15 protein-coding genes are annotated in these 18,796 nt (G+C 47.6%); 3 read left to right on the top strand and 12 right to left on the bottom strand.

Annotated elements, in window-relative coordinates:
- Positions 1-329: 329 nt before the first annotated feature.
- The 10 genes from ACKPBX_RS08700 to ACKPBX_RS08655 all read right to left on the bottom strand — a co-directional run bounded on the left by ACKPBX_RS08700 (position 330) and on the right by ACKPBX_RS08655 (position 11,690).
- Positions 330-608 carry a type II toxin-antitoxin system RelB family anti-toxin gene (locus tag ACKPBX_RS08700; protein ID WP_319215268.1) on the bottom strand — a complete coding sequence of 93 codons (279 nt, stop codon included), beginning with the start codon at positions 606-608 and terminating at the stop codon, positions 330-332.
- Entirely contained in the window at positions 598-963 is a 366-nt protein-coding gene (locus tag ACKPBX_RS08695) for a type II toxin-antitoxin system RelE/ParE family toxin (protein WP_319995147.1), read from the bottom strand. Before ACKPBX_RS08695 ends, ACKPBX_RS08700 begins: the two co-directional genes overlap by 11 nt.
- Before the next feature lie 300 nt (positions 964-1,263).
- Positions 1,264-2,031: a MurR/RpiR family transcriptional regulator gene (locus tag ACKPBX_RS08690; protein ID WP_319995146.1), complete on the bottom strand. Its 768-nt coding sequence runs from the start codon at positions 2,029-2,031 to the stop codon at positions 1,264-1,266.
- A gap of 100 nt (positions 2,032-2,131) precedes the next feature.
- Entirely contained in the window at positions 2,132-3,475 is a 1,344-nt protein-coding gene (locus ACKPBX_RS08685) for a 6-phospho-alpha-glucosidase (protein ID WP_319995145.1), read from the bottom strand.
- Positions 3,476-3,538: 63 nt separating this feature from the next.
- Positions 3,539-5,128: an alpha-glucoside-specific PTS transporter subunit IIBC gene (locus ACKPBX_RS08680; RefSeq protein ID WP_319996421.1), complete on the bottom strand. Its 1,590-nt coding sequence runs from the start codon at positions 5,126-5,128 to the stop codon at positions 3,539-3,541.
- A 444-nt stretch (positions 5,129-5,572) separates the two neighbouring features.
- The gene (gene melA, locus ACKPBX_RS08675; RefSeq protein ID WP_319995144.1) at positions 5,573-6,883 is read right to left on the bottom strand and encodes an alpha-glucosidase/alpha-galactosidase; all 1,311 of its coding nucleotides are present in this window, start codon (positions 6,881-6,883) and stop codon (positions 5,573-5,575) included.
- A 96-nt stretch (positions 6,884-6,979) separates the two neighbouring features.
- Positions 6,980-7,813 (bottom strand): AraC family transcriptional regulator, encoded by an 834-nt coding sequence (locus tag ACKPBX_RS08670; RefSeq protein ID WP_319995143.1) that lies wholly within the window; start codon positions 7,811-7,813, stop codon positions 6,980-6,982.
- 295 nt (positions 7,814-8,108) lie between these two features.
- Positions 8,109-8,981, bottom strand: a complete 873-nt coding sequence (locus ACKPBX_RS08665; protein ID WP_288927571.1) for a sugar ABC transporter permease — start codon at positions 8,979-8,981, stop codon at positions 8,109-8,111.
- Positions 8,982-8,985: 4 nt separating this feature from the next.
- Positions 8,986-10,335: a carbohydrate ABC transporter permease gene (locus ACKPBX_RS08660; RefSeq protein WP_086989999.1), complete on the bottom strand. Its 1,350-nt coding sequence runs from the start codon at positions 10,333-10,335 to the stop codon at positions 8,986-8,988.
- Positions 10,336-10,415: 80 nt separating this feature from the next.
- Entirely contained in the window at positions 10,416-11,690 is a 1,275-nt protein-coding gene (locus ACKPBX_RS08655) for an extracellular solute-binding protein (protein WP_319995142.1), read from the bottom strand.
- A 297-nt stretch (positions 11,691-11,987) separates the two neighbouring features.
- On the opposite strand from ACKPBX_RS08655, the gene ACKPBX_RS08650 reads away from it, so the two are divergent.
- Genes ACKPBX_RS08650 through ACKPBX_RS08640 form a run of 3 tightly spaced genes read left to right on the top strand, consistent with a single transcriptional unit; the run spans position 11,988 to position 17,060 of the window.
- The gene (locus tag ACKPBX_RS08650; protein WP_319995141.1) at positions 11,988-13,751 is read left to right on the top strand and encodes a glycoside hydrolase family 13 protein; all 1,764 of its coding nucleotides are present in this window, start codon (positions 11,988-11,990) and stop codon (positions 13,749-13,751) included.
- 40 nt (positions 13,752-13,791) lie between these two features.
- Positions 13,792-15,417 (top strand): glycoside hydrolase family 13 protein, encoded by a 1,626-nt coding sequence (locus ACKPBX_RS08645; protein ID WP_319995140.1) that lies wholly within the window; start codon positions 13,792-13,794, stop codon positions 15,415-15,417.
- Entirely contained in the window at positions 15,414-17,060 is a 1,647-nt protein-coding gene (locus tag ACKPBX_RS08640) for a glycoside hydrolase family 13 protein (RefSeq protein WP_319995139.1), read from the top strand. The genes ACKPBX_RS08645 and ACKPBX_RS08640 overlap by 4 nt, the downstream gene beginning before the upstream one ends.
- Positions 17,061-17,114: 54 nt before the next feature.
- On the opposite strand, the gene ACKPBX_RS08635 is transcribed toward ACKPBX_RS08640, so the two are convergent.
- The gene (locus ACKPBX_RS08635) at positions 17,115-17,357 is read right to left on the bottom strand and encodes a hypothetical protein (protein ID WP_319995138.1); all 243 of its coding nucleotides are present in this window, start codon (positions 17,355-17,357) and stop codon (positions 17,115-17,117) included.
- Entirely contained in the window at positions 17,350-18,447 is a 1,098-nt protein-coding gene (locus tag ACKPBX_RS08630; protein ID WP_319995137.1) for a DgaE family pyridoxal phosphate-dependent ammonia lyase, read from the bottom strand. Before ACKPBX_RS08630 ends, ACKPBX_RS08635 begins: the two co-directional genes overlap by 8 nt.
- Positions 18,448-18,796: the final 349 nt, after the last annotated feature.

Below are 18,796 nucleotides of genomic sequence, written 5' to 3'. Positions count from 1 at the left end.
TCCTGCGGGCTGTATCCCGAAGCAACCAGCCGTTCAAAAGTGTCGGTCGTGCATTTTGGTTCGTTCATGCTCAGTTGATTATCCACTACTTCCAATATGGTTTCTTTCAATTCTCTGCTCACCATCACTAACACCTCACCAATGATATAGGTTTTTGGCACTGCTCTTTTATGTACCTCCAGTTTACCATACCCCTACTTTTCGAAGCACTCCTGAGCGGAAACCATTACCAAAAAAATGTTGAACAACGCCAGACAAAAAGGCGGGGTTGTCTGCAAACAAGAATAGACCCACCTTTTTTTATGCTCTATTGCAAGATTCACACATATTTAAACGACTACTTCTATTTTTAACTTTCCGCCTGCAGATTCCACGATGTCACTTAATGTTTGTACACTAATATTTTGCGTACCTTTTTCAACTCGAGCAATATAAGATTGTTTTTTCCCAGTTAGATTTGCTAACTCAGATTGGGTTAACTGTTTTTCTGCTCTAATTTTTAAAAGAATATTTGCAGCTTGATAACTGGCTTCGGTTTCTTTCCATGCTTCAGCAAATTCCGGTGTTTCCATTTGGGTATCAAAGTATTTTTGTAATTTATTTTCCATCTTTTTCTTCATTCCTTTCCAGGTAGTCTTTACGATACTCTTTAGATTTAGCGATTTCTCTTGACGGGGTTTTTTGTGTTTTTTTCGTAAAACCATGAGTGATAATATACTTATTATTGTGAAAATGAAAATATAAACACCTAAAAATATTGCTTGAGAATTTCACTCGAAGTTCGTAAATGCCATCGCCTAAGTGGTCGATATATCCTGGTGGAGAATGTGCTCCGAAATCTTCCACAATAGTTATTGCTCGTAATACTTTGGCTCTGGATTTTACATCCAAACTATCTAAATACTCCAAAAAGGGAGCTTCACCGTTTTCTTTTTCATAGACATCAAAATTGTATTTTTTCATATCCCTATTATAACTTATAAGTTATAAAAAGTAAATATCTTCTTAACTTTAGCAACTTAAAAACGAACTAAAACCATTGATACAAAAACGTTTCTGTTAACATACTTATGCTGCGATAGCCCTTGTTCTTTTTTCATTTATCCAGATTCATTGGTTAGAAACAAATTGCCTTACATCTCCGACCATTATGGAGTAGCAGTCACGCATGCGTGACGATGCAACTTACATCAAAAAATCCCTATCATCTAAAAAAGATGACAGGGATTTTGTACATATTTCCAAATCGCTGTAGCCAGATCGCTACTTCTTGGGAAGGTCGTTTGTATAGTCCACATATTTCCTGTACAGGCTATCCAGTGTCAGGTGGATGGGCAGAAAGGAAACAATTTCGGAATCCCTCAGCACAACAGGCGTACTTTGGAAATACAGATTATACTTGCCTAAAGAAGCCAAGCTGTTATTGCTCAAGCTAGTAATCGAGACAATCGGAATGCCTTTTAGCTTCAAAATGCCCATTTCTTTTTCAACTTCGCGTATATCCCCGCTCAACGAAACCACGATCAACAAGTCAGAAGGCCTTATGTCGCTTTTGGATGCCATTTCCAATTCCCTTTTGGCTTCCAATAGAATGGGATATTTGCCAACAGCAATCATAGAGCGTAAAAAGTCAGCCAAAACGTTGCGCTGTCCCCAGCCTGTGCCATAACAATAAATCCGATTTGCTTCATGCAATTGCTTCAAAATAGGTGTCAATTCGGTTTGTTCAAAAATTTTCTTTGTCGCTTCAATATCTTTGATTTGCAGACTGTAAAGATCGTAGTTTTCTCCGACGATATTTTTCTTGGAAATATCTTTTCGGATGCTGTATTTGAATTCACTGTACCCGCTGAATCCCAGTTTTTGCGTCAAGCGCAGGATGGACGACTTCGATGTCAGCGTCTCTTTCGCCAATTCAATGATGGTCATTTCTTGGCAGTTCGCCTTATTCTTGATGATGTATTCAATAATTGCTTTTTCATTTTCGTTCAGTTCGTTGAAGTGCTCATTGATGATGCCTTCTAATTCCACTCATATCCCTCCGTAAACAAAGAGTCGCCTACCAAGAGCAACTCTCTTTGGTGTGCGACTCTATTGTATCACATGAATGGCCCGTTTCAGGACGGAACTCTTAGTTTAGAGTCGGCCAAAACTCCGTGTTGACGGCAATGAAATCATCCAGAATGTTTTTGGCTACACGGGCATTCGGCACGATGCGGGAAACAGTCAGCGCCTGCCACAATTTTTGGTAGGAGCCTTCTTCCCAAGCTTCCACAACCAATTTTTCCACAGCGACTTGCTGTTCCATCAATCCTTTTTGGAAGCGCGGAATTTCGCCTTGAACGAGTGGTTCCGGACCATTCGAACCAACGATACAGGGAATTTCCACCATCGCTGTCGGATCAAAGTTTGAGATAGCGCCATTATTCGGCACAATCAGCAACATGCGCTCTTTTGTATTGTAGGCAATCGCTCGAGCCAAATCGACAATGTAAGAAGCGTGATCGTCCGTTTCCAGTTCGGAATTCACCGCAGTCCCTAGTTGCGCAATGCGGTTGCACTCCCCAAAGACCATCTTCTCACGGTGATCCATCACCTCGTTTGCGCGTGTGTATTCAGGGTTGGCTTTTTCGACTTCATCTTGCGGGAATAAGTAGTACTTCAAATAAGTATTCGGCAAGGTTTTTGGATCCAATGGATAGACTTCTTTGGCTTTTCCGAATGTGTGCACCCAGCTTGCTTCCACTTCCTCGCTGCCCTTTCCTTCCAGCTCGGCAGGCGTGATGTAGCCATGCTCTTTGACATGCTTTTGGATTGCAGGCATCAGGTCATTGCCGTCTTTATCTCGGATATCTGTCCACCAGCCGAAGTGGTTCAAACCATAGTAGCGTATGGAAAGTTCTTTGCGCGATTTCATTCCAAGAATTTCCGCCATGCGATGTTCGATACCTACAGGCATGTCGCAAATGTTGATGATTTTGCTGTTAGGACGCAGTTTGCGCGTCGCTTCCGCTACAATCGCTGCCGGATTGGAGTAGTTCAGCATCCATGCGTTCGGAGAATATTGCTCCATGTAATCCACCAACTCCAACACGCCTCCAATCGAACGCATGCCGTATGCAATCCCGCCTGGCCCACAAGTTTCCTGGCCGATGACACCGTATTTCAAAGGAATTTTTTCATCTTTTTCACGCATCGCATATTTTCCGACGCGGATATGGGCCATCACGAAATCGATATCCGTAAAGGCAGTTTCAGGATCAGTGGTCGCAACAAAAGTGATTTCAGGCGCACGTTCTTTCAGGATAATTTCGCACGCATCCGCGATCTGCTTTTGTCTCTCCGGGTCATTGTCATAGAATTTGATTTGTCTGATCGGAAAAATCTCCAGATTTTCCAATAACATCATGATGATTCCTGGTGTAAACGTGCTGCCTCCGCCTGCGATAGCGACCGATTGTTTTTTTAATTCCATGTTTATTCTCCTGTTCTCTTGTTAACTTAGTTTTTTATGATGATGATTCTGTTGGATATGTTGTTAAATCGGCCTTTGTGCGACCAGCTGATCGAATGCTTCCCGGACTTGCGGAACATCTAGCCCCACTATCACTTGGAACGCCTTTCCATTTCTGACGAGACCATGTGCGCCACCTTGTTTGAATTCCGCATCAGGTGCCACCAATGCTTCATCAGCCACTGTGACACGCAGCCTTGTTGCACAGTTGTTCACCTCGACAATGTTTTCCACACCGCCTAACGCCTCCATATAATGCGCAGCACTTACGGCATAAGGATTATCGGCCAAAGCACCTGCATTTTTCTTGGCTTGCTTTTCCCGGTACTCTTGTTTGCTGTACATTTTGACTTCTGCCGCATCTTCACGACCAGGTGTTTTCAGGTCATATTTCAGGATGGCGAATCGGAACACAAAGAAGTAGATGACACTGAAAGCAAAACCGACTGCGAAGAGGGTCAGGACCGAGCCCATATGATTGATCGACATCGGAATGATGAACTGCGACAGGTTCGTGATCAAACCACCGCCGATATCTCCGACAACTCCAAAAGCATATACCGTCGCGCCTAAAGTTGCCGCCAACAAAGCATGAACCAAGAACAACTGCGGTGCTATAAACAGGAACGTGAATTCGAACGGTTCCGTAATCCCGGAAAGAATGGCTGTCAACGCCGTCGGAATCAACAGGGCCAATGTCTTTTTACGCTTCTCAGGACTGGCTGTCGTATAGAAGGCAGCCGCAATCCCCAGCGGTGCGAATAGTTTGGAAACATTGTGCAAAGCGAACCCACCTTCAGGGAACAAATCTTTCAAAGGCTCACTAGACTGTGCGAATGTATTCAGGTTTTCCAACCAAGCAGCGGTCAACCCACCTTCGACCACCGCTGGCCCAAAAATGAATGGTTGATAGATGAAGTGGTGCAATCCTGTCGGAATCAAAATCCGTTCGAGGAACACATACAGCCAAACACCGAATGTACCGGAATTGGCCATGAAGCCTTGTGCTGATCCGATACCGCTTTGGATGATCGGCCAAATCCAAGCCGTCAAAAATGCTATCGGCAGCATCAGGAAGAACCCGATAATCACAACCAGCGAAGAACCTTGGAAAATACCGATCCAATCAGGCAGTTTCTTTTCGAAATAGCGATTGTGGATCCACACAACAATTGCCGCAATCAAGATAGCGCCGATTAAATTGGTGTCCAGCGTCTTAGTACCGGCGATCATTTTCAGGCCACTGTTACCGCCGACTTCTTGTGTGAAGTCAACATTGAATGTCGGGCCCATCAGCTGAAGAATTTTGCTTAAGAAGTTGTTGAATGTGGTATAGACAACGAACGACTCCAAAGCTGCGCGAGCATTTGCTTTTTGCGCCAATCCCATAGGCAAACCAATAACGAATAATAACTCAATCTGATTAAAAACTGTCCACCCACCGGATTCAACAACCGCCCAGAAGTTTTTCCATATTGTTCCTTCCGCTGCGATTCCACCAACCAACATTTCATTTTGGAACATGATTGAAAGCGACAAGATAATCCCTGCAAAAGCGAATAATAAAACAGGTGTAAACATGGCGCCACCAAAGCGCTGCAATTTCTGCATCATCATTTTTCATCTCCTTTTGTTTTTTGAAATCCTTTTCATGTGACTACTATAGCACGGGCAAAAAGCCTCAACAATGCCTAGAGCCCCTTTAGGGAAAGCGTTCTCACAACGGGCTTTTTACCATTTGACGGGAAATTTCTCAGGCCGCCATGCGTACATGTTGATGAATACAAAGAAAAAGCTGTCTCGTGAAGAGGCAGCTTTGGTTGGGCGTTATTCTTTTGGGGGTTGTCCGATAAGTCCGAAGAATCGGACAATTAGGTAGCTTATTGTGAAGCGGATGTCCGATAAAATCAAAGAATCGGACATCCAGGCAATGATATTGACCCGCTTGTCCGATAATCCCAAAGTATCGGACATCCACGCAGACTATACCGGCCTGCTTGTCCGATAATCGCAAAATATCGGACAACCCGAAGCAGAAGAGCGATTCGCAGGCACTTTTTATTTATAAGCCGGCAGATAATCGCCATGGGCAGCGATCAATTCGTCCACCATTGCTTTGATTTCTGAAATGGACAGTTCCGAATTCGCATGCGGGTCCATCAATGCCGCTTGATAGATTTTGTCTTTTTCAAGTGTCATTGCTGCTTCAACCGTCAACTCCTGGACATTGATGTTTGTTCGGTCCAATGCGGCCAGTTGCGTAGGAAGGTCGCCAACATAGGTAGGTTGAACGCCGTTTTTGTCCACCAAACACGGCACTTCCACACAGCAATTTTCCGGCAAATTCGTGATTAGACCTTTATTGAGAACATTCCCAGCAATTACAGTCGGCGTTCCGGTTGTAATCGCACCCATAATATAAGAGGCATATTCGCGGCTTCTTGTATGTTCCAGCGAACCGTCATTGACGATCTCGTCTCTTTGAGTTTCCCAGCGTTCGATTTGATCAACGCATCTTCTCAAGTATTCATCGATCGGGATCTGCAATTGATCGATCAATTCCGGATAATTCTTTTTGATGAAGTAAGGATGGTACTCCGCATTATGCTCGCTGGATTCCGTGACATAGTAGCCGAAGTGTTTCATCAATTCAAAGCGCACAGAATCCTTATGTGGATTAGCGATTTTTGAAGCCAGACTGCGGATTTCAGGATAGAAATCTTTTCCATTCCGGTTGATTTCCAATAGCCAAGCCATGTGGTTGATACCGGCGATTTTCCATTGGAATTCATCCAGATTGTATTGATCTTTTATGCCCAGATGCTCGAAGAGTTCCGGCACACAGACTTGGACACTGTGGCACAAGCCGACCGTTTTGATCTTCGTCGCTTTCAGCATGCCCATCGTCAAAATGGCCATAGGATTGGTGTAGTTCAATAGCCATGCATCCGGACACACTTCTTCCATGTCTTTGGCAAATTCAAACATCACCGGAAGTGTACGCAAGCCTCTGAAAATACCGCCGATACCGGTAGTATCCCCGATTGTCTGCTGCAAGCCGTATTTTTTAGGAATCTCAAAATCAATCACAGTGCTCGGCTTGTAGCCGCCCACTTGGATCGCATTGATGACAAAATTCGCATCTTTCAAAGCTTCTTTTCTGTCGCTGAAAGATTGTATTTTTGCGCGGCTTTGATTCGAGTTTTTGTTGATGGTCTGAAGCATCAGTTCGGATTCTTTTAAGCGTTTTTCATCAATATCGTACAATGCGATTTCTGCATCCTGGAGACTCGGAGTCAACATCGCGTCCCCCAAAACGTTTTTTGCGAAGATTGTGCTGCCTGCACCGATAAAACAAATTTTGACCATGTCCATGCTCCTTTTCCTTTTGATGTCTTCAGTATAGGCTATTCACACTGAATAAGAAGGGCATGTTTTTAGCCGCAGGGTACAATTTTTTAGGTCTTATTTTTCGAGCTTATACCGGGTTGGGGAACTGTGGAATCTGTTTTTGAAGGCCCGTGAAAAAGAGTGCCGGTTCTGGTATCCTACCGCGCTTGCTATTTCCTCCACCGACAATTCCGTCGTTTTCAACAGCTGACTGGCTTTGTTCATCCGGTACAGGTTCAAATATTTGAGGGCGCTCAAGCCCAATTCCTCTTTGATCACCTGACTGAAATAGGACGGGTGAAGGTACATGGATTTCGCAATTTCTTCGATCGTCAGATCCTCGCGATAATAATTATTTTCCACATACAACAAAAAGGCTTCGCTGTATTTTTTCGTTCGGCTGACGCGGACCCCCATTTCCATATTTTCATTATGGATTTTGAAGAACGAAAAAATGTCATAGAAGAGGGCCTGATTTACCAGTTTGTTAGAATCATCAAAAAAATCGGCTTGCATAAAGCTCTCGAATTTTCCCTGTAGCTCTTCTTGTGCGCCAACTTGGCCTGTATAGTCCTTAACTCCGATCCCGTTCGTATGCAGGATTTCTTTCACTTTGTTGCCGGAAAACCCGATCCAATAGTATTCCCAGGGATCTTCCGCATCCGCTTCGTAATCGACCAGTTCATTCGGCCGGATCAGAAAAAAATCACCCGCACCCAAGTGATGCGTTTTATCGGTTACGGTATACCTTCCCTTTCCGCTGATCACAAAGTGCACGATATAGTTATCCCGTAACGAAGGGCCAAACCGATGCCTGCTCTGGCACTTCTCATATCCCACATTAAAAAAATAAAAATCCGAAAAATAATATTCTTTAAAAAATAGATCCTTCAATAGTTTTTCGCTCATGGCGTATCCTCTGTTATCTGTTTATTTATCGGTATATTTGTATAGCTATATTTTAGCACAACACCTGTTGATGGCGATAGAATGGATATCTGCGAGTTATTCATCTTTACGGGACGAACCCCGGGCGGATGCATGAATAACTCTGAAGTATCCATCTTTTCGAGCCCGAAACATGGATAACTACAATTTATTCATGTTTATACGACAAGATCGCCCACCCCAACCACACAAAACCCAGAAAATCCCAAAAGGCGCTCCGGCAAGAGCGCCTTTTGGGATTTTTCACTATATATTCCTATCCTTTGACTGATCCGGAAGTCACGCCTTCCACGTAGAAGCGTTGCATGAAGATGAACAGAATCGTGATCGGGATGGCAATCAGCACACAGCCTGCGGTGAAGGCCATGAACAGCGAGTTCGCGGTTGTGCGGGTCATCATCGTGAACAGCCCAATCGCGATCGTGTAGTTCGGGATGTTGTCGCCCATGATGATTTTTGCGAAGATGAAATCCATCCATGGTCCCATGAAAGCCAGCAAGGACGTGTACACGATGATCGGTTTGGACAACGGCAGTGTGATTTTTGTGAAGATCTCCCACTTGTTGGCACCGTCGATCATGGCCGATTCATCCAATGCCATCGGGATCGTGTCGAAGAATCCTTTGGCGATGTAGAAGCCTAGCGCCGAGCCGGCGGAATAGACCAGAATCAAAGCAAGCAGGCTTTCCGTCAGGTTCAGGGCTTTCAGGATGTAGTACACGGCGATCATGCTCATGAATCCGGGGAACATGTTCAGGACCAACGCGACTTTCAGGAACGGTTTCCGCATCTTGAAGCGCAGGCGCGACAGTGCGTACGCCATTGCGATTGTGATGAAAGTCGACAGAATGCAACTGATGACGGAAACAAACAACGTGTTCAGGAACCAGCGCACAAACGGATAATTTCCGGTTGTGTTCTGCAAAAGAATTCTGTAGTTATCCAAAGTGAATGATTTTGGAATAATATACGGAACGAACGCGCCGCCTTCTGCCCGGAAGCTGGTCAAAACGATCCACACGATAGGGAATAGCCAAATGACCGACAGAACAGCCAGGACGGCATAGACTGTAGCCAGCGAAAACCGCCGTTGCGCTTTGTATCCTGTTGTTTTCTTTACTTTTGCCATTTTTTTAGCCCTCCTTGAATGAATTCGTTCTTGTGTAAGCCAGCAGACTGAACACTGCGGACAGGATGAAGATCAGGATACCGATGACGGATGCCAAATTGTAGTCCATCGTATTGACCGTCAAGTTGTACAGCCACGTAACCAACAAGTCCGTCGAACCCGCGCCGTAGAAATCGGAATTTGATGGGCCGCCGCCGGTCAACAGGAAAATGACGTTGAAGTTATTGATGTTGCCGATAAACTGTTGGATCAACGCAGGCATCATCACGAACAGAATTTGCGGGAAAGTGATGTTCCTGAAAATCTGCAGTTTGTTGGCGCCATCGATCCGGGCCGCTTCGATCTGATCCGTCGGCAGGTTTTGGATGATCCCCGTCGAAACCAGCATCGTTGCCGGAATCCCGATCCACATGTTGACGACAATGACGGTAATTTTTGCCCAAATCGGATCTGTCAAAAATGGAATGGCTGAATCGATCAGGCCCAAGTTCAACAATGTCGCGTTGATGGGACCCGCGCCATTCAAGAGATTGCGCATCACCAACAGTGAAATAAACTGCGGAACGGCCATCGTGGTGACGAAAATTGTGCGCCAAACGCCTTTGAATTTCAGGCCTTTAGTATTGATCAAAAGTGCCAGCAGGATGCCGAAGAAAAAGCAAGTGACTGTTGCCAACGTCGCCCAAATCAGCGTCCAGCCCAAGACCGGGAAGAAGGTGTCTGCCATATTTCCGGAAATGACGTTACCGAAGTTTACAAAGCCGACCCAGGTAAAAAGGTTTTTCGGCGGCAGATGCGTGTGGTCATAGTTCGTGAAGGCGATCGAAATCATGTAGAGCAGCGGCAGGACCGTGAACAAAAGTACGCCCAACAACGGAATCGTCATCAAGGTGGCATGGAATCGTTCATTCAACAAACTCGCCAAATCATCCATCGTGCTCGGGATTTTTTTTCCTGCTTTCTTCAGTTCATGGATATTCCTTGCGCTTTTCAGATTGATGACGTACAAACCAACAAGGAGCAAACAAATCACAATGGCAGCAATCCCGAATAATAGCAGTAACATCGAGTTGTCGCCCTCTTGCAGCACTTCAATCCCTAGGCGTTCGTCAAAAACGAGCCCTTGCGATTGGGTACCCAACGTCGCCAACATGGATAGCGCCCGCAGTCCGTTGCGGATCAGCCAATAGAAGAAGGCGATCTGCGAAAACAGGAAAATCAAACCTTTTAGGTATTGTTTATTGGCAAGATTGGCAGCTCCCATGACAACAAAGGAAAGTTTTGTTGCGACGTCCCCTTCTTTGAACAATTCCCGAAAGGTCATCTGCTGGCCGTAACTTTTTTTCTTGAACATGGCTTCCCCACTCACTTTCATCATTTTAAATAGGAGGGACGAAAGATGCGTGATCTTTCGCCCTCCCTTTTTAGTTTCTTTTATTCTTTTTCTTCTTCAGGTTCTGTTACTTTGGATGTGTCTTCTACCAATTTGTCCAGTTTTTCCATGTATTCGTCTGCGGTGATGTTGCCTTTGTATGCATCATTGATGATGGCATCCATCGCTGGCCAGAACGAAACGATTTCCGGAACTTTAGGCATGACGACTGAATGAGTGGATTGGGACATTTCCATGACCGCTTTCGCCACAACATCTTCTTGCACTTCCGCATTTGCCTGAACGACCTTGTTCGATGGGATGACGCCCATTTCCTGGAATTCAGTCATTTGGGAAGTTTCGTTGGACAGGTAGTTCGCCAAAGCCATGGATGCTAAAGGAGCATCTGTCTGTTGGTTTACGGCAAACAATTTGACGCCCAAGAAAGCTTTCATCTGAACTTCGCCGCTGCCGAAATCGACTGTCGGATAAGCCGCAACGCCCATGTTTTCGCCCAATGCTTTAGTGACATCATTTTTCGACCAAGGACCGGAAAGGAAAGCATCGGAAACGCCTGCTTCCAAGTTTGCCAAAGCTTCAGCACCGGATTGGATCACGCCTGGATTGTTCTTTTGAGCTGCGATCCATGCAAGTACTTCAGCACCTTTTTCGCTGTTGAAATTGGTTCCGCTTGGATCTTCACCGGTTTCGCCGTACAAGTAAAGGCCGTTACTCATGAACAGCGGTCCGAAGATATAGTTGGCTCCGGCTTCAGCAAAGTTTGTGCCGATTTTGCCTTTTTCAGACAATGTCGTCCAGCTCTTCACATCATCTTCAGTAAGTTTCGCTTTGTTATAGTAGAGAACTTGCGATTCAACGCCGTATGGGTAGCCGTAAAGCTCATCGTTCCACGTTACGCCTTCCACAGCCGATTCCACGTTGTTTGCTTTTACTTCATCTGCGTATTTTGTGTTCGGGTACAATAGACCCGCTTCAGCCATTTGACCGACCTGGTCATGCGGCATCATGAAAACATCGGCAGCCGCTTTCGGATCTTTCGAGACATCTTTTTTTGCATCCGCTGAGCTTCCTGCTGCCACTTCAACCGTAACTTCGGGGAATTCTTTTTCGAAGTCCGCTACGATTCCTTTGAATACTTCCACATGATCCGTATCCACCCACAATTTAACATCGCCTTCGACGACGACTTCCCCGGATGTGTTTTCAGCCGAGCCTGTGTCGCTTGTATCAGTTGTGCCGCCGCATGCGCCCAAGATTAAAGCAGATGCCCCCAATATTAAACCGCTTCCAAAATACTTTTTCCAATTCGTTTTCACTTACTTGTCCCCCTTGAAATGAATTTCCTTTACATGTTTGATTATGCAACCGATTGCTTTAATAGTCAAGCTTTATTTCTTAAAAAAAGAAAACGGTTCATTTTCCGACAGTGTTTGATTCGTCCCAAAAAGCTTACTTATATAGTTATATAAAGCTTTTCCGGTGAACAATAACCCATCGGACGCCATTCCCTAACTAAAAAACAAAATGCAACCGATTGCTAAAAGTTCTTGCATCCAACTATACGATGTGACACAATGTGGGAAAACAAAGAATGAAAAGGAGCCGATACTACTATGAACACTTCCGCACTTTACCATCGCCCTGAAAGCGAATTCGCCTACCTATATGACCCAGAAACGATGCACGTTCGTCTGCGTACTGCTCGTGGAGACGTCCGCGAGATGGGTTTGCTTTACGGGGATCCTTATTTTTTGGACAAAGAAGAGTGGTTCCGCAAACCGCTTCAGATGATCAAAACCCTTTCCACTGATCTTTACGATTACTGGTTCGTCGAAGTCACGGCCCCCTTAAAGCGCCTGTCTTATGCATTCGCCTTGAAGGGCCATGATGGGATTTCCGTATTTTACGGCGATCACGGCGTTTATCCATTAGAAGAAGACTATTTGCGGATGCCGAACAACTACTTTCGGATGCCCTTCTTCCATGAAGTCGATCGCTATAAAACACCGGAATGGGTCAAAAAAACAGTTTGGTATCAGATTTTCCCGGAACGTTTTGCCAATGGGGATCCGAGCAATGATCCGGAAGGCACGCTGGCCTGGGGTTCGGCAGATCCAAGCCGCGAGAACTTCTTCGGCGGCGACCTGCAGGGGGTCATCGATCACCTTGATTATTTGGAGGACCTGGGTATCAACGGCATCTACTTCTGCCCGATTTTTGAAGCTTCTTCCAACCATAAGTACGATACGATCGATTACCTGAAGATCGACCCGGCTTTCGGCGATGCAGAAACTTTCAAAAAACTCGTGGAAGAATGCCACAAGCGCGGCATGAAAGTCATGCTGGATGCCGTCTTCAATCATATCGGTGATTCTTCGCCGCAATGGCAGGACGTACTTGCACACGGGGAAGATTCGCAATACGTCGACTGGTTCCACATCAATGAGTTTCCGGCTTCCTACAAACGCGGTGAAAATTTCGAAGATGCCTACGACATCACTTACGATGTCTTTGCCGCCAACCCGCATATGCCGAAGCTGAACACGGCCAATCCGGAAGTGCAGGATTATCTGCTGAACATCGCCCGCTATTGGATCGAGGCTTTCGATATCGACGCCTGGCGTTTGGATGTCGCGAACGAAGTCGACCACGCTTTTTGGAAAAAATTCCGGATTGTCTGCGATGAAGCCAAAAAAGATTTCTACATTCTCGGCGAAATTTGGCATTCTTCCCAAAACTGGCTGCAGGGCGACGAATTCCATGCCGTGATGAACTACGCCTTCACTGATGCGATTATGGGTTATTTCGTGAAGAATGAATTATCATTGAGTAAAATGGTTTCGGAAATGAACAACCAGCTGATGCTCTACCGCAATCAGACAAACCAGATGCAATTCAATATCCTCGATTCCCACGATACACCGCGTCTATTGACGGAAGCCAACGAGGACAAAGACGTCATGAAACAAGCGCTGGCCTTCACCTATATCCAGCCTGGCGTTCCATGCCTGTACTACGGGGATGAAATCGGTTTGACCGGCGGGATGGACCCGGATTGCCGAAAGTGCATGGTCTGGGAAGAAGAAAAACAGGATCGCGATCTGCACCGTTTCGTGAAAGAACTGAACGGGATCCGCAAAGAGCAACAAAAAATCCTTTCGGAAGGCACTGTTTATTGGCGCCAGGTATCCGAAGAATCCGGCGTAGTCATCTTTGAGCGCATGCTGGGCGGCGAGGTCATCCGCGGCACCTTCAATACCGGCGAGCACACGGCACGGGTCGAGCTGATCGGAGAGGCTTTGTTCTCGAACCTTGCGGACGTATCGGACGGGGCTGTCGAATTGGCGCGCAAAGGTTTTGTGTTGATGAAAGAATAGTCACTGCCTATTTAGAATAAATAAGAGATGAGGTTGCAGCATGAAAAAACATTGGTGGCAAGAGGTTGTCGTTTATCAGATCTATCCGCGGAGCTTCAGGGACAGCAACGGCGACGGCATCGGTGATATCGCCGGCATGACCGAAAAATTGGACTATCTGGAAAAATTGGGTATCGGGGCGATTTGGCTTTCGCCTGTCTACCAGTCGCCGAACGACGACAACGGGTATGATATTGCCGACTACGAAGCCATCCTTGACGAGTTCGGCACGATGGAAGAGATGGAGCATTTTATCGCGGAAGCCGACAAGCGCAACATCAAAGTTGTAATGGATCTGGTGGTCAATCATACTTCGGACGAGCACGCCTGGTTTGTCGAAGCAAAAAAAGGCAAAGACAATCCGTACCGCGACTATTACGTCTGGGCTGATCCTGCCGCGGACGGCGGCGTGCCGAACGGATTGGGCTCCGCCTTCTCCGGTCCGGCTTGGGAATGGGATGCGGCGAGCGGTCAATATTACTTGCATCTTTTCAGCAAAAAACAGCCGGACCTGAACTGGCAGAATCCAAAAATGCGCCAGGAAATCTACGCGATGATGAATCGCTGGATCGCTAAAGGCATCGGCGGCTTCCGCATGGATGTCATCGACCTGATCGGAAAAATCCCCGAGAAAGGCATCACCGGCAACGGACCGCAGCTGCATGAATTCCTGCAGGAAATGCAGCAAGCGACTTTCGGCAACCACGACCTGCTGACCGTCGGCGAAACCTGGGGAGCGACCCCGGAAATCGCCAAACTGTACTCTGCTCCTGAGCGCAACGAACTGTCGATGGTCTTCCAATTCGAACATATCGGCCTGGACCAAAAATCGGACGGCGAGAAATGGGATCTGCAGCCGATGAAAGTCGCCGAACTGAAATGGATTCTGGCGAAATGGCAGACCGAACTCGGGCACAACGGCTGGAATTCCCTGTTCTGGAACAACCACGATTTGCCGCGGATGCTTTCGCGCTGGGGAAATGACCAGGAATACCGTTCGGAGAGCGCGAAAATGCTGGCGATCCTGTTGCACATGATGAAAGGCACGCCCTACATCTATCAAGGCGAAGAGATCGGCATGACCAACACACCGATCACTGATATTGCCGAAGCAAGGGACATCGAAACGCTCAATATGTACAACGAGCGCTTGGCGAAAGGCTATTCCGAAGCAGATATCCTGGCTTCCATCAATGCCAAAGGCCGCGACAATGCCCGCCGCCCGATGCAGTGGAACGCTTCTTCCCACGGCGGATTTACGACAGGCACCCCTTGGATTGCCGTGAACAAAAATTATCCGGTCATCAATGCAGAAGCTGCTTTGGCCGATCCGGATTCGATTTTTTATACCTACAAAAAACTGATCCGCTTGCGCAAAGAAAACCCAATTATAATTTGGGGCGAATTCGAGCTGGTCGATACGGTCGACGAAGTCATCAGCTATTACCGGGAATACGAAGGCGAACGCTGGCTAGTCGTGGCCAACTTCTCTGATGCCGCGCAACCCTTCTCAGCTGAAGACGAGATAGCCGAAGTGATCATCCAGAATGACGGGAATGAGATTACCAATTTGAAGGACCTCCAACTGAAGCCTTGGCAAGCTTTCGTGGTGAAGGTGAGCGCATGAGCAGATGGTGGAAAAATGCAGTAGGCTATCAGATTTATCCCCGGAGTTTCCGGGACGCCAACCACGACGGCATCGGCGACTTGCAGGGAATCATCGAAAAACTACCCTATCTGCAATCATTGGGCGTGGATTTCATCTGGCTGAACCCTGTTTACGCTTCGCCGAATGTCGACAACGGCTATGACATTTCCGATTATCAGGACATCCATCCCGATTTCGGGACGATGGCCGATTTCGAGGAACTGTTGGGCAAAGCCCATGCTGCAGGCATCAAAATCATCATGGATCTGGTGGTGAACCATACGAGCGACCAGCATCCTTGGTTTCTGGAAGCAAAAAAAGGCAAAGACAATCCTTACCGCGACTATTATTTGTGGGCGGATGCCACGGAAAACAAGCTCCCGAACGCTTGGCAAAGCTTCTTCGGCGGCTCGACCTGGACTTACGATGACAACTCGGGCCAGGCCTATTTCCATGTCTTTGCGCCGGAACAGCCCGATCTGAACTGGAAAAATCCGCAAGTGCGGGAAGAAATTTACCGGATGATCCGCTGGTGGCTGGACTTGGGGATCGACGGCTTCCGTTTGGATGCAATCAGCCATATCCAGAAAGAACCCTGGGATTTCAGAATCACCGATAATCCTTGGGCTCCTTTCATGAACGTCGCGGGGATCGAAGTCTATATGCAGGAGCTGAAGGAAATTTTTGATGCCTACCCGATCATGACAGTCGGCGAAGCAAGCGGCGTTTCCAGCAAAAAAGCGGTACATTGGACTAAAGAGGACGGCTATTTGAACATGATCTTCGAGCTGGAGCATAACGTGCGCGAAGGCCAGCCGGGCGCGGAACGGCTCAATTTGTTGGGGTTCAAAAAGGTGCTTTCCCGTTGGCAAAAGGATTTGGGGGCGAACGGCTGGAACGCCCTGTACGTGGAGAATCATGACAATCCGCGGATCGCTTCGATTCTGGGGGACGAATCGCCCAAATCTGCCAAAGCGATCGCGACGATGTACATGCTGCTGAAAGGGACGCCCTTCATCTATCAAGGTCAGGAAATCGGCATGACCAATTTCGCTTTCGAGTCGATGGAGCAAGTCGACGCCCAAGATTCGCACAATCTTTACCGGATTCTCTTGGACAGCGGTGCCTCCCCGGAAGATGCCTTGCGCAACGTCACCCACTGGACGCGGGACCATTCGCGCACCCCGCTGCAGTGGGAAGGCGGCATGTTCGGCGGATTTTCCGAGCTGCTGCCCTGGATGGCCGTCAATGCGAACACCACGCAGGTGAACATTTTTGATCAGGAAAAGGACGAGCAGTCCGTTTTGAGCCACTACAAACACCTGATCCGGTTGCGGAAGGCACAGCCCATCTATGCCGAAGGGGCGTTCGAACTGATTCTGAAAAATCATCCGCAGGTCTTTGCTTATCTGCGGAAATCGGACACAAAACAGGTGCTCGTGCTCACGAACCTGAGCCGCAACCCTTGCCAAATCGATCTGCCGACAAGAGTGTCCAACAAAAACTGGCACTTGTTGCTGACGAATTCGGAACAGCCGGCTATCGAAAAGCGCGTCCGTCTGCAGCCTTATGATGCTTGGGTGTTTGAGGAAATTGCTGCGGTGCCCGCTGACCGGAGCTGAGCGACGGAAGCGCTCCTCCGGCGAGGCTTGCTTCGGCCGGAGGACAGCGGTAATTTACGGACTCTTCTCCTGCGAGCCTGTCCTCACCGGAGCACAGATCTCAAATGTGAGGCTTCCTCCGGCGTAGCCTCCGTTCGCCGGAGGAGAATGATCGAATACCGCTAAAACAAACAGCGAATGGACCGCCAATTTTAGGCAGTCCATTCGCTGTTTGTTTTGTTTTTCTGGTTCTTCGACATACATTGCCTTCGCTTCTTTTTCGATGGTAAACGGCGGGAATCCCTTTTTCTTATTCACCTAAAATTTCCCGCAATCGCTGGACAATTTTCGCCATTTCAGTCTGGTCCACGGAGCGGACATCAAATTCAATGATGCCGTTATTAGCTTGGTATTCGCGCGTGTAGATCGCCGGATTTTGCGTTTTCAACTGTCGGATGACTTCTTTGGCGCTGATTGTCCCAGTCACTTTGACACTGCCCCGATAGATCTCCCGGCCGGCGCTGTCCTGCACAACCGTAGCTTGCAAAGCGGGTATTTGATTGATAGATTCGACAAAAGGGACCAGGCGTGCCTTCATCGATTCGCCGCTTTCGCTGCCGTTAGCCAGATAATCTTCCACGGCTTGGGCAAACCCCAGAATATTGTCTTTGCCGATTTTCATGGCCCGGCCAATTCCCTTGCCTTGGAGTCGCACCCACCCGATCGCGCTTTTTTTCCCGACAACCAGTCCGGCACTAGGGCCTTCAATCGCTTTGGCTCCTGAATAGATCACCAAATCCGCCCCCGCTGCATAATAGCCGAACAAATCTTCTTCCGCTGCGGCGTCGACGATCACCGGCAAGTCGTATTTTCGGGCTACGGTCACCATTTCTTCCACAGTCAGCATGCTCTTTTGCACGGTGTGGTGGCTTTTGACATAAAGGAGGGCCGCCGTATCCGCGGTAATCAGCATTTCCACGTGTTCCGGGGTGCACATGTTTGCGTATCCCGCTTCAATGACTTTGCCGCCCCCTTGCTGAACCATGACTTCAACCGGCGTACCGTAATCCACATTATGGCCTTTGGGCAAAATGATTTCCCGCTGCGTGATTGTTTCTGCATAAGGATGGTAGGCATGAAACAAACTGCCTTTTCCGATGACTCCTGCCACGGATTGGGCGATGCCCGCCGAAGCAGAAGACACAACTTGGGCGTCTTCCGCTTTGAGCAGATCAGCCAAATAAGCGCCGACTTTCACCGATAAATCTTCCATCTCAAAAAAGTGTTCTCCCCCATACTGTTGGGCAGCCAGAACAGCTTGCGATACTTTCGATACACCTAAAATCGTCATCCGACCGGAAGCATTGATGACTTCCTTCAAATCAAACTTCTCATAACTGACCGTCATAGCATTGTCCTCCCATAATTGTAGGGATCCTGGTATATTCGTTGCAGCGGTCGGACTTCCTTCGCCGACCGCTGCAAGCGGGCTGCCATATTCTGATTCCCTGGATAATGTTGTATAACATCATCATACATCAGCCATTCCCTGCTGTACAATCATCTCAGAATATCGCTGGCCGGAGTTGCACGTCTGGATCGATGCCAGCCTCCGGCGAGGATCCCCACACCGGAGGACAGCGGTAACTTGCGGGCCCTTATCCTGCGAGCCTGTCCTCATCGGAGCACAGACTCAAAATGCGGGCCGTCCTCCGGTGAAGCCTCCGTTCGCCGGAGAAGAACGAACACAGGCTGCC

Source organism: Trichococcus shcherbakoviae, assembly GCF_963666195.1.
Taxonomy (GTDB): Bacteria; Bacillota; Bacilli; order Lactobacillales; family Aerococcaceae; genus Trichococcus; species Trichococcus shcherbakoviae.
Note: the sequence above shows the minus strand (reverse complement) of the source record. Positions and strands in the feature narration are given on the sequence as shown.

Bases quoted from the DNA above. Each gene is read 5' to 3' on its own strand.
- ACKPBX_RS08700 (WP_319215268.1), bottom strand. From the start codon at position 608: ATGGAAAATAAATTACAAAAATACTTTGATACCCAAATGGAAACACCG.
- ACKPBX_RS08695 (WP_319995147.1), bottom strand. From the start codon at position 963: ATGAAAAAATACAATTTTGATGTCTATGAAAAAGAAAACGGTGAAGCT.
- ACKPBX_RS08685 (WP_319995145.1), bottom strand. From the start codon at position 3,475: ATGGAATTAAAAAAACAATCGGTCGCTATCGCAGGCGGAGGCAGCACG.
- ACKPBX_RS08680 (WP_319996421.1), bottom strand. From the start codon at position 5,128: ATGATGCAGAAATTGCAGCGCTTTGGTGGCGCCATGTTTACACCTGTT.
- melA (WP_319995144.1), bottom strand. From the start codon at position 6,883: ATGGTCAAAATTTGTTTTATCGGTGCAGGCAGCACAATCTTCGCAAAA.
- ACKPBX_RS08670 (WP_319995143.1), bottom strand. From the start codon at position 7,813: ATGAGCGAAAAACTATTGAAGGATCTATTTTTTAAAGAATATTATTTT.
- ACKPBX_RS08665 (WP_288927571.1), bottom strand. From the start codon at position 8,981: ATGGCAAAAGTAAAGAAAACAACAGGATACAAAGCGCAACGGCGGTTT.
- ACKPBX_RS08660 (WP_086989999.1), bottom strand. From the start codon at position 10,335: ATGTTCAAGAAAAAAAGTTACGGCCAGCAGATGACCTTTCGGGAATTG.
- ACKPBX_RS08650 (WP_319995141.1), top strand. From the start codon at position 11,988: ATGAACACTTCCGCACTTTACCATCGCCCTGAAAGCGAATTCGCCTAC.
- ACKPBX_RS08645 (WP_319995140.1), top strand. From the start codon at position 13,792: ATGAAAAAACATTGGTGGCAAGAGGTTGTCGTTTATCAGATCTATCCG.
- ACKPBX_RS08640 (WP_319995139.1), top strand. From the start codon at position 15,414: ATGAGCAGATGGTGGAAAAATGCAGTAGGCTATCAGATTTATCCCCGG.
- ACKPBX_RS08630 (WP_319995137.1), bottom strand. From the start codon at position 18,447: ATGACGGTCAGTTATGAGAAGTTTGATTTGAAGGAAGTCATCAATGCT.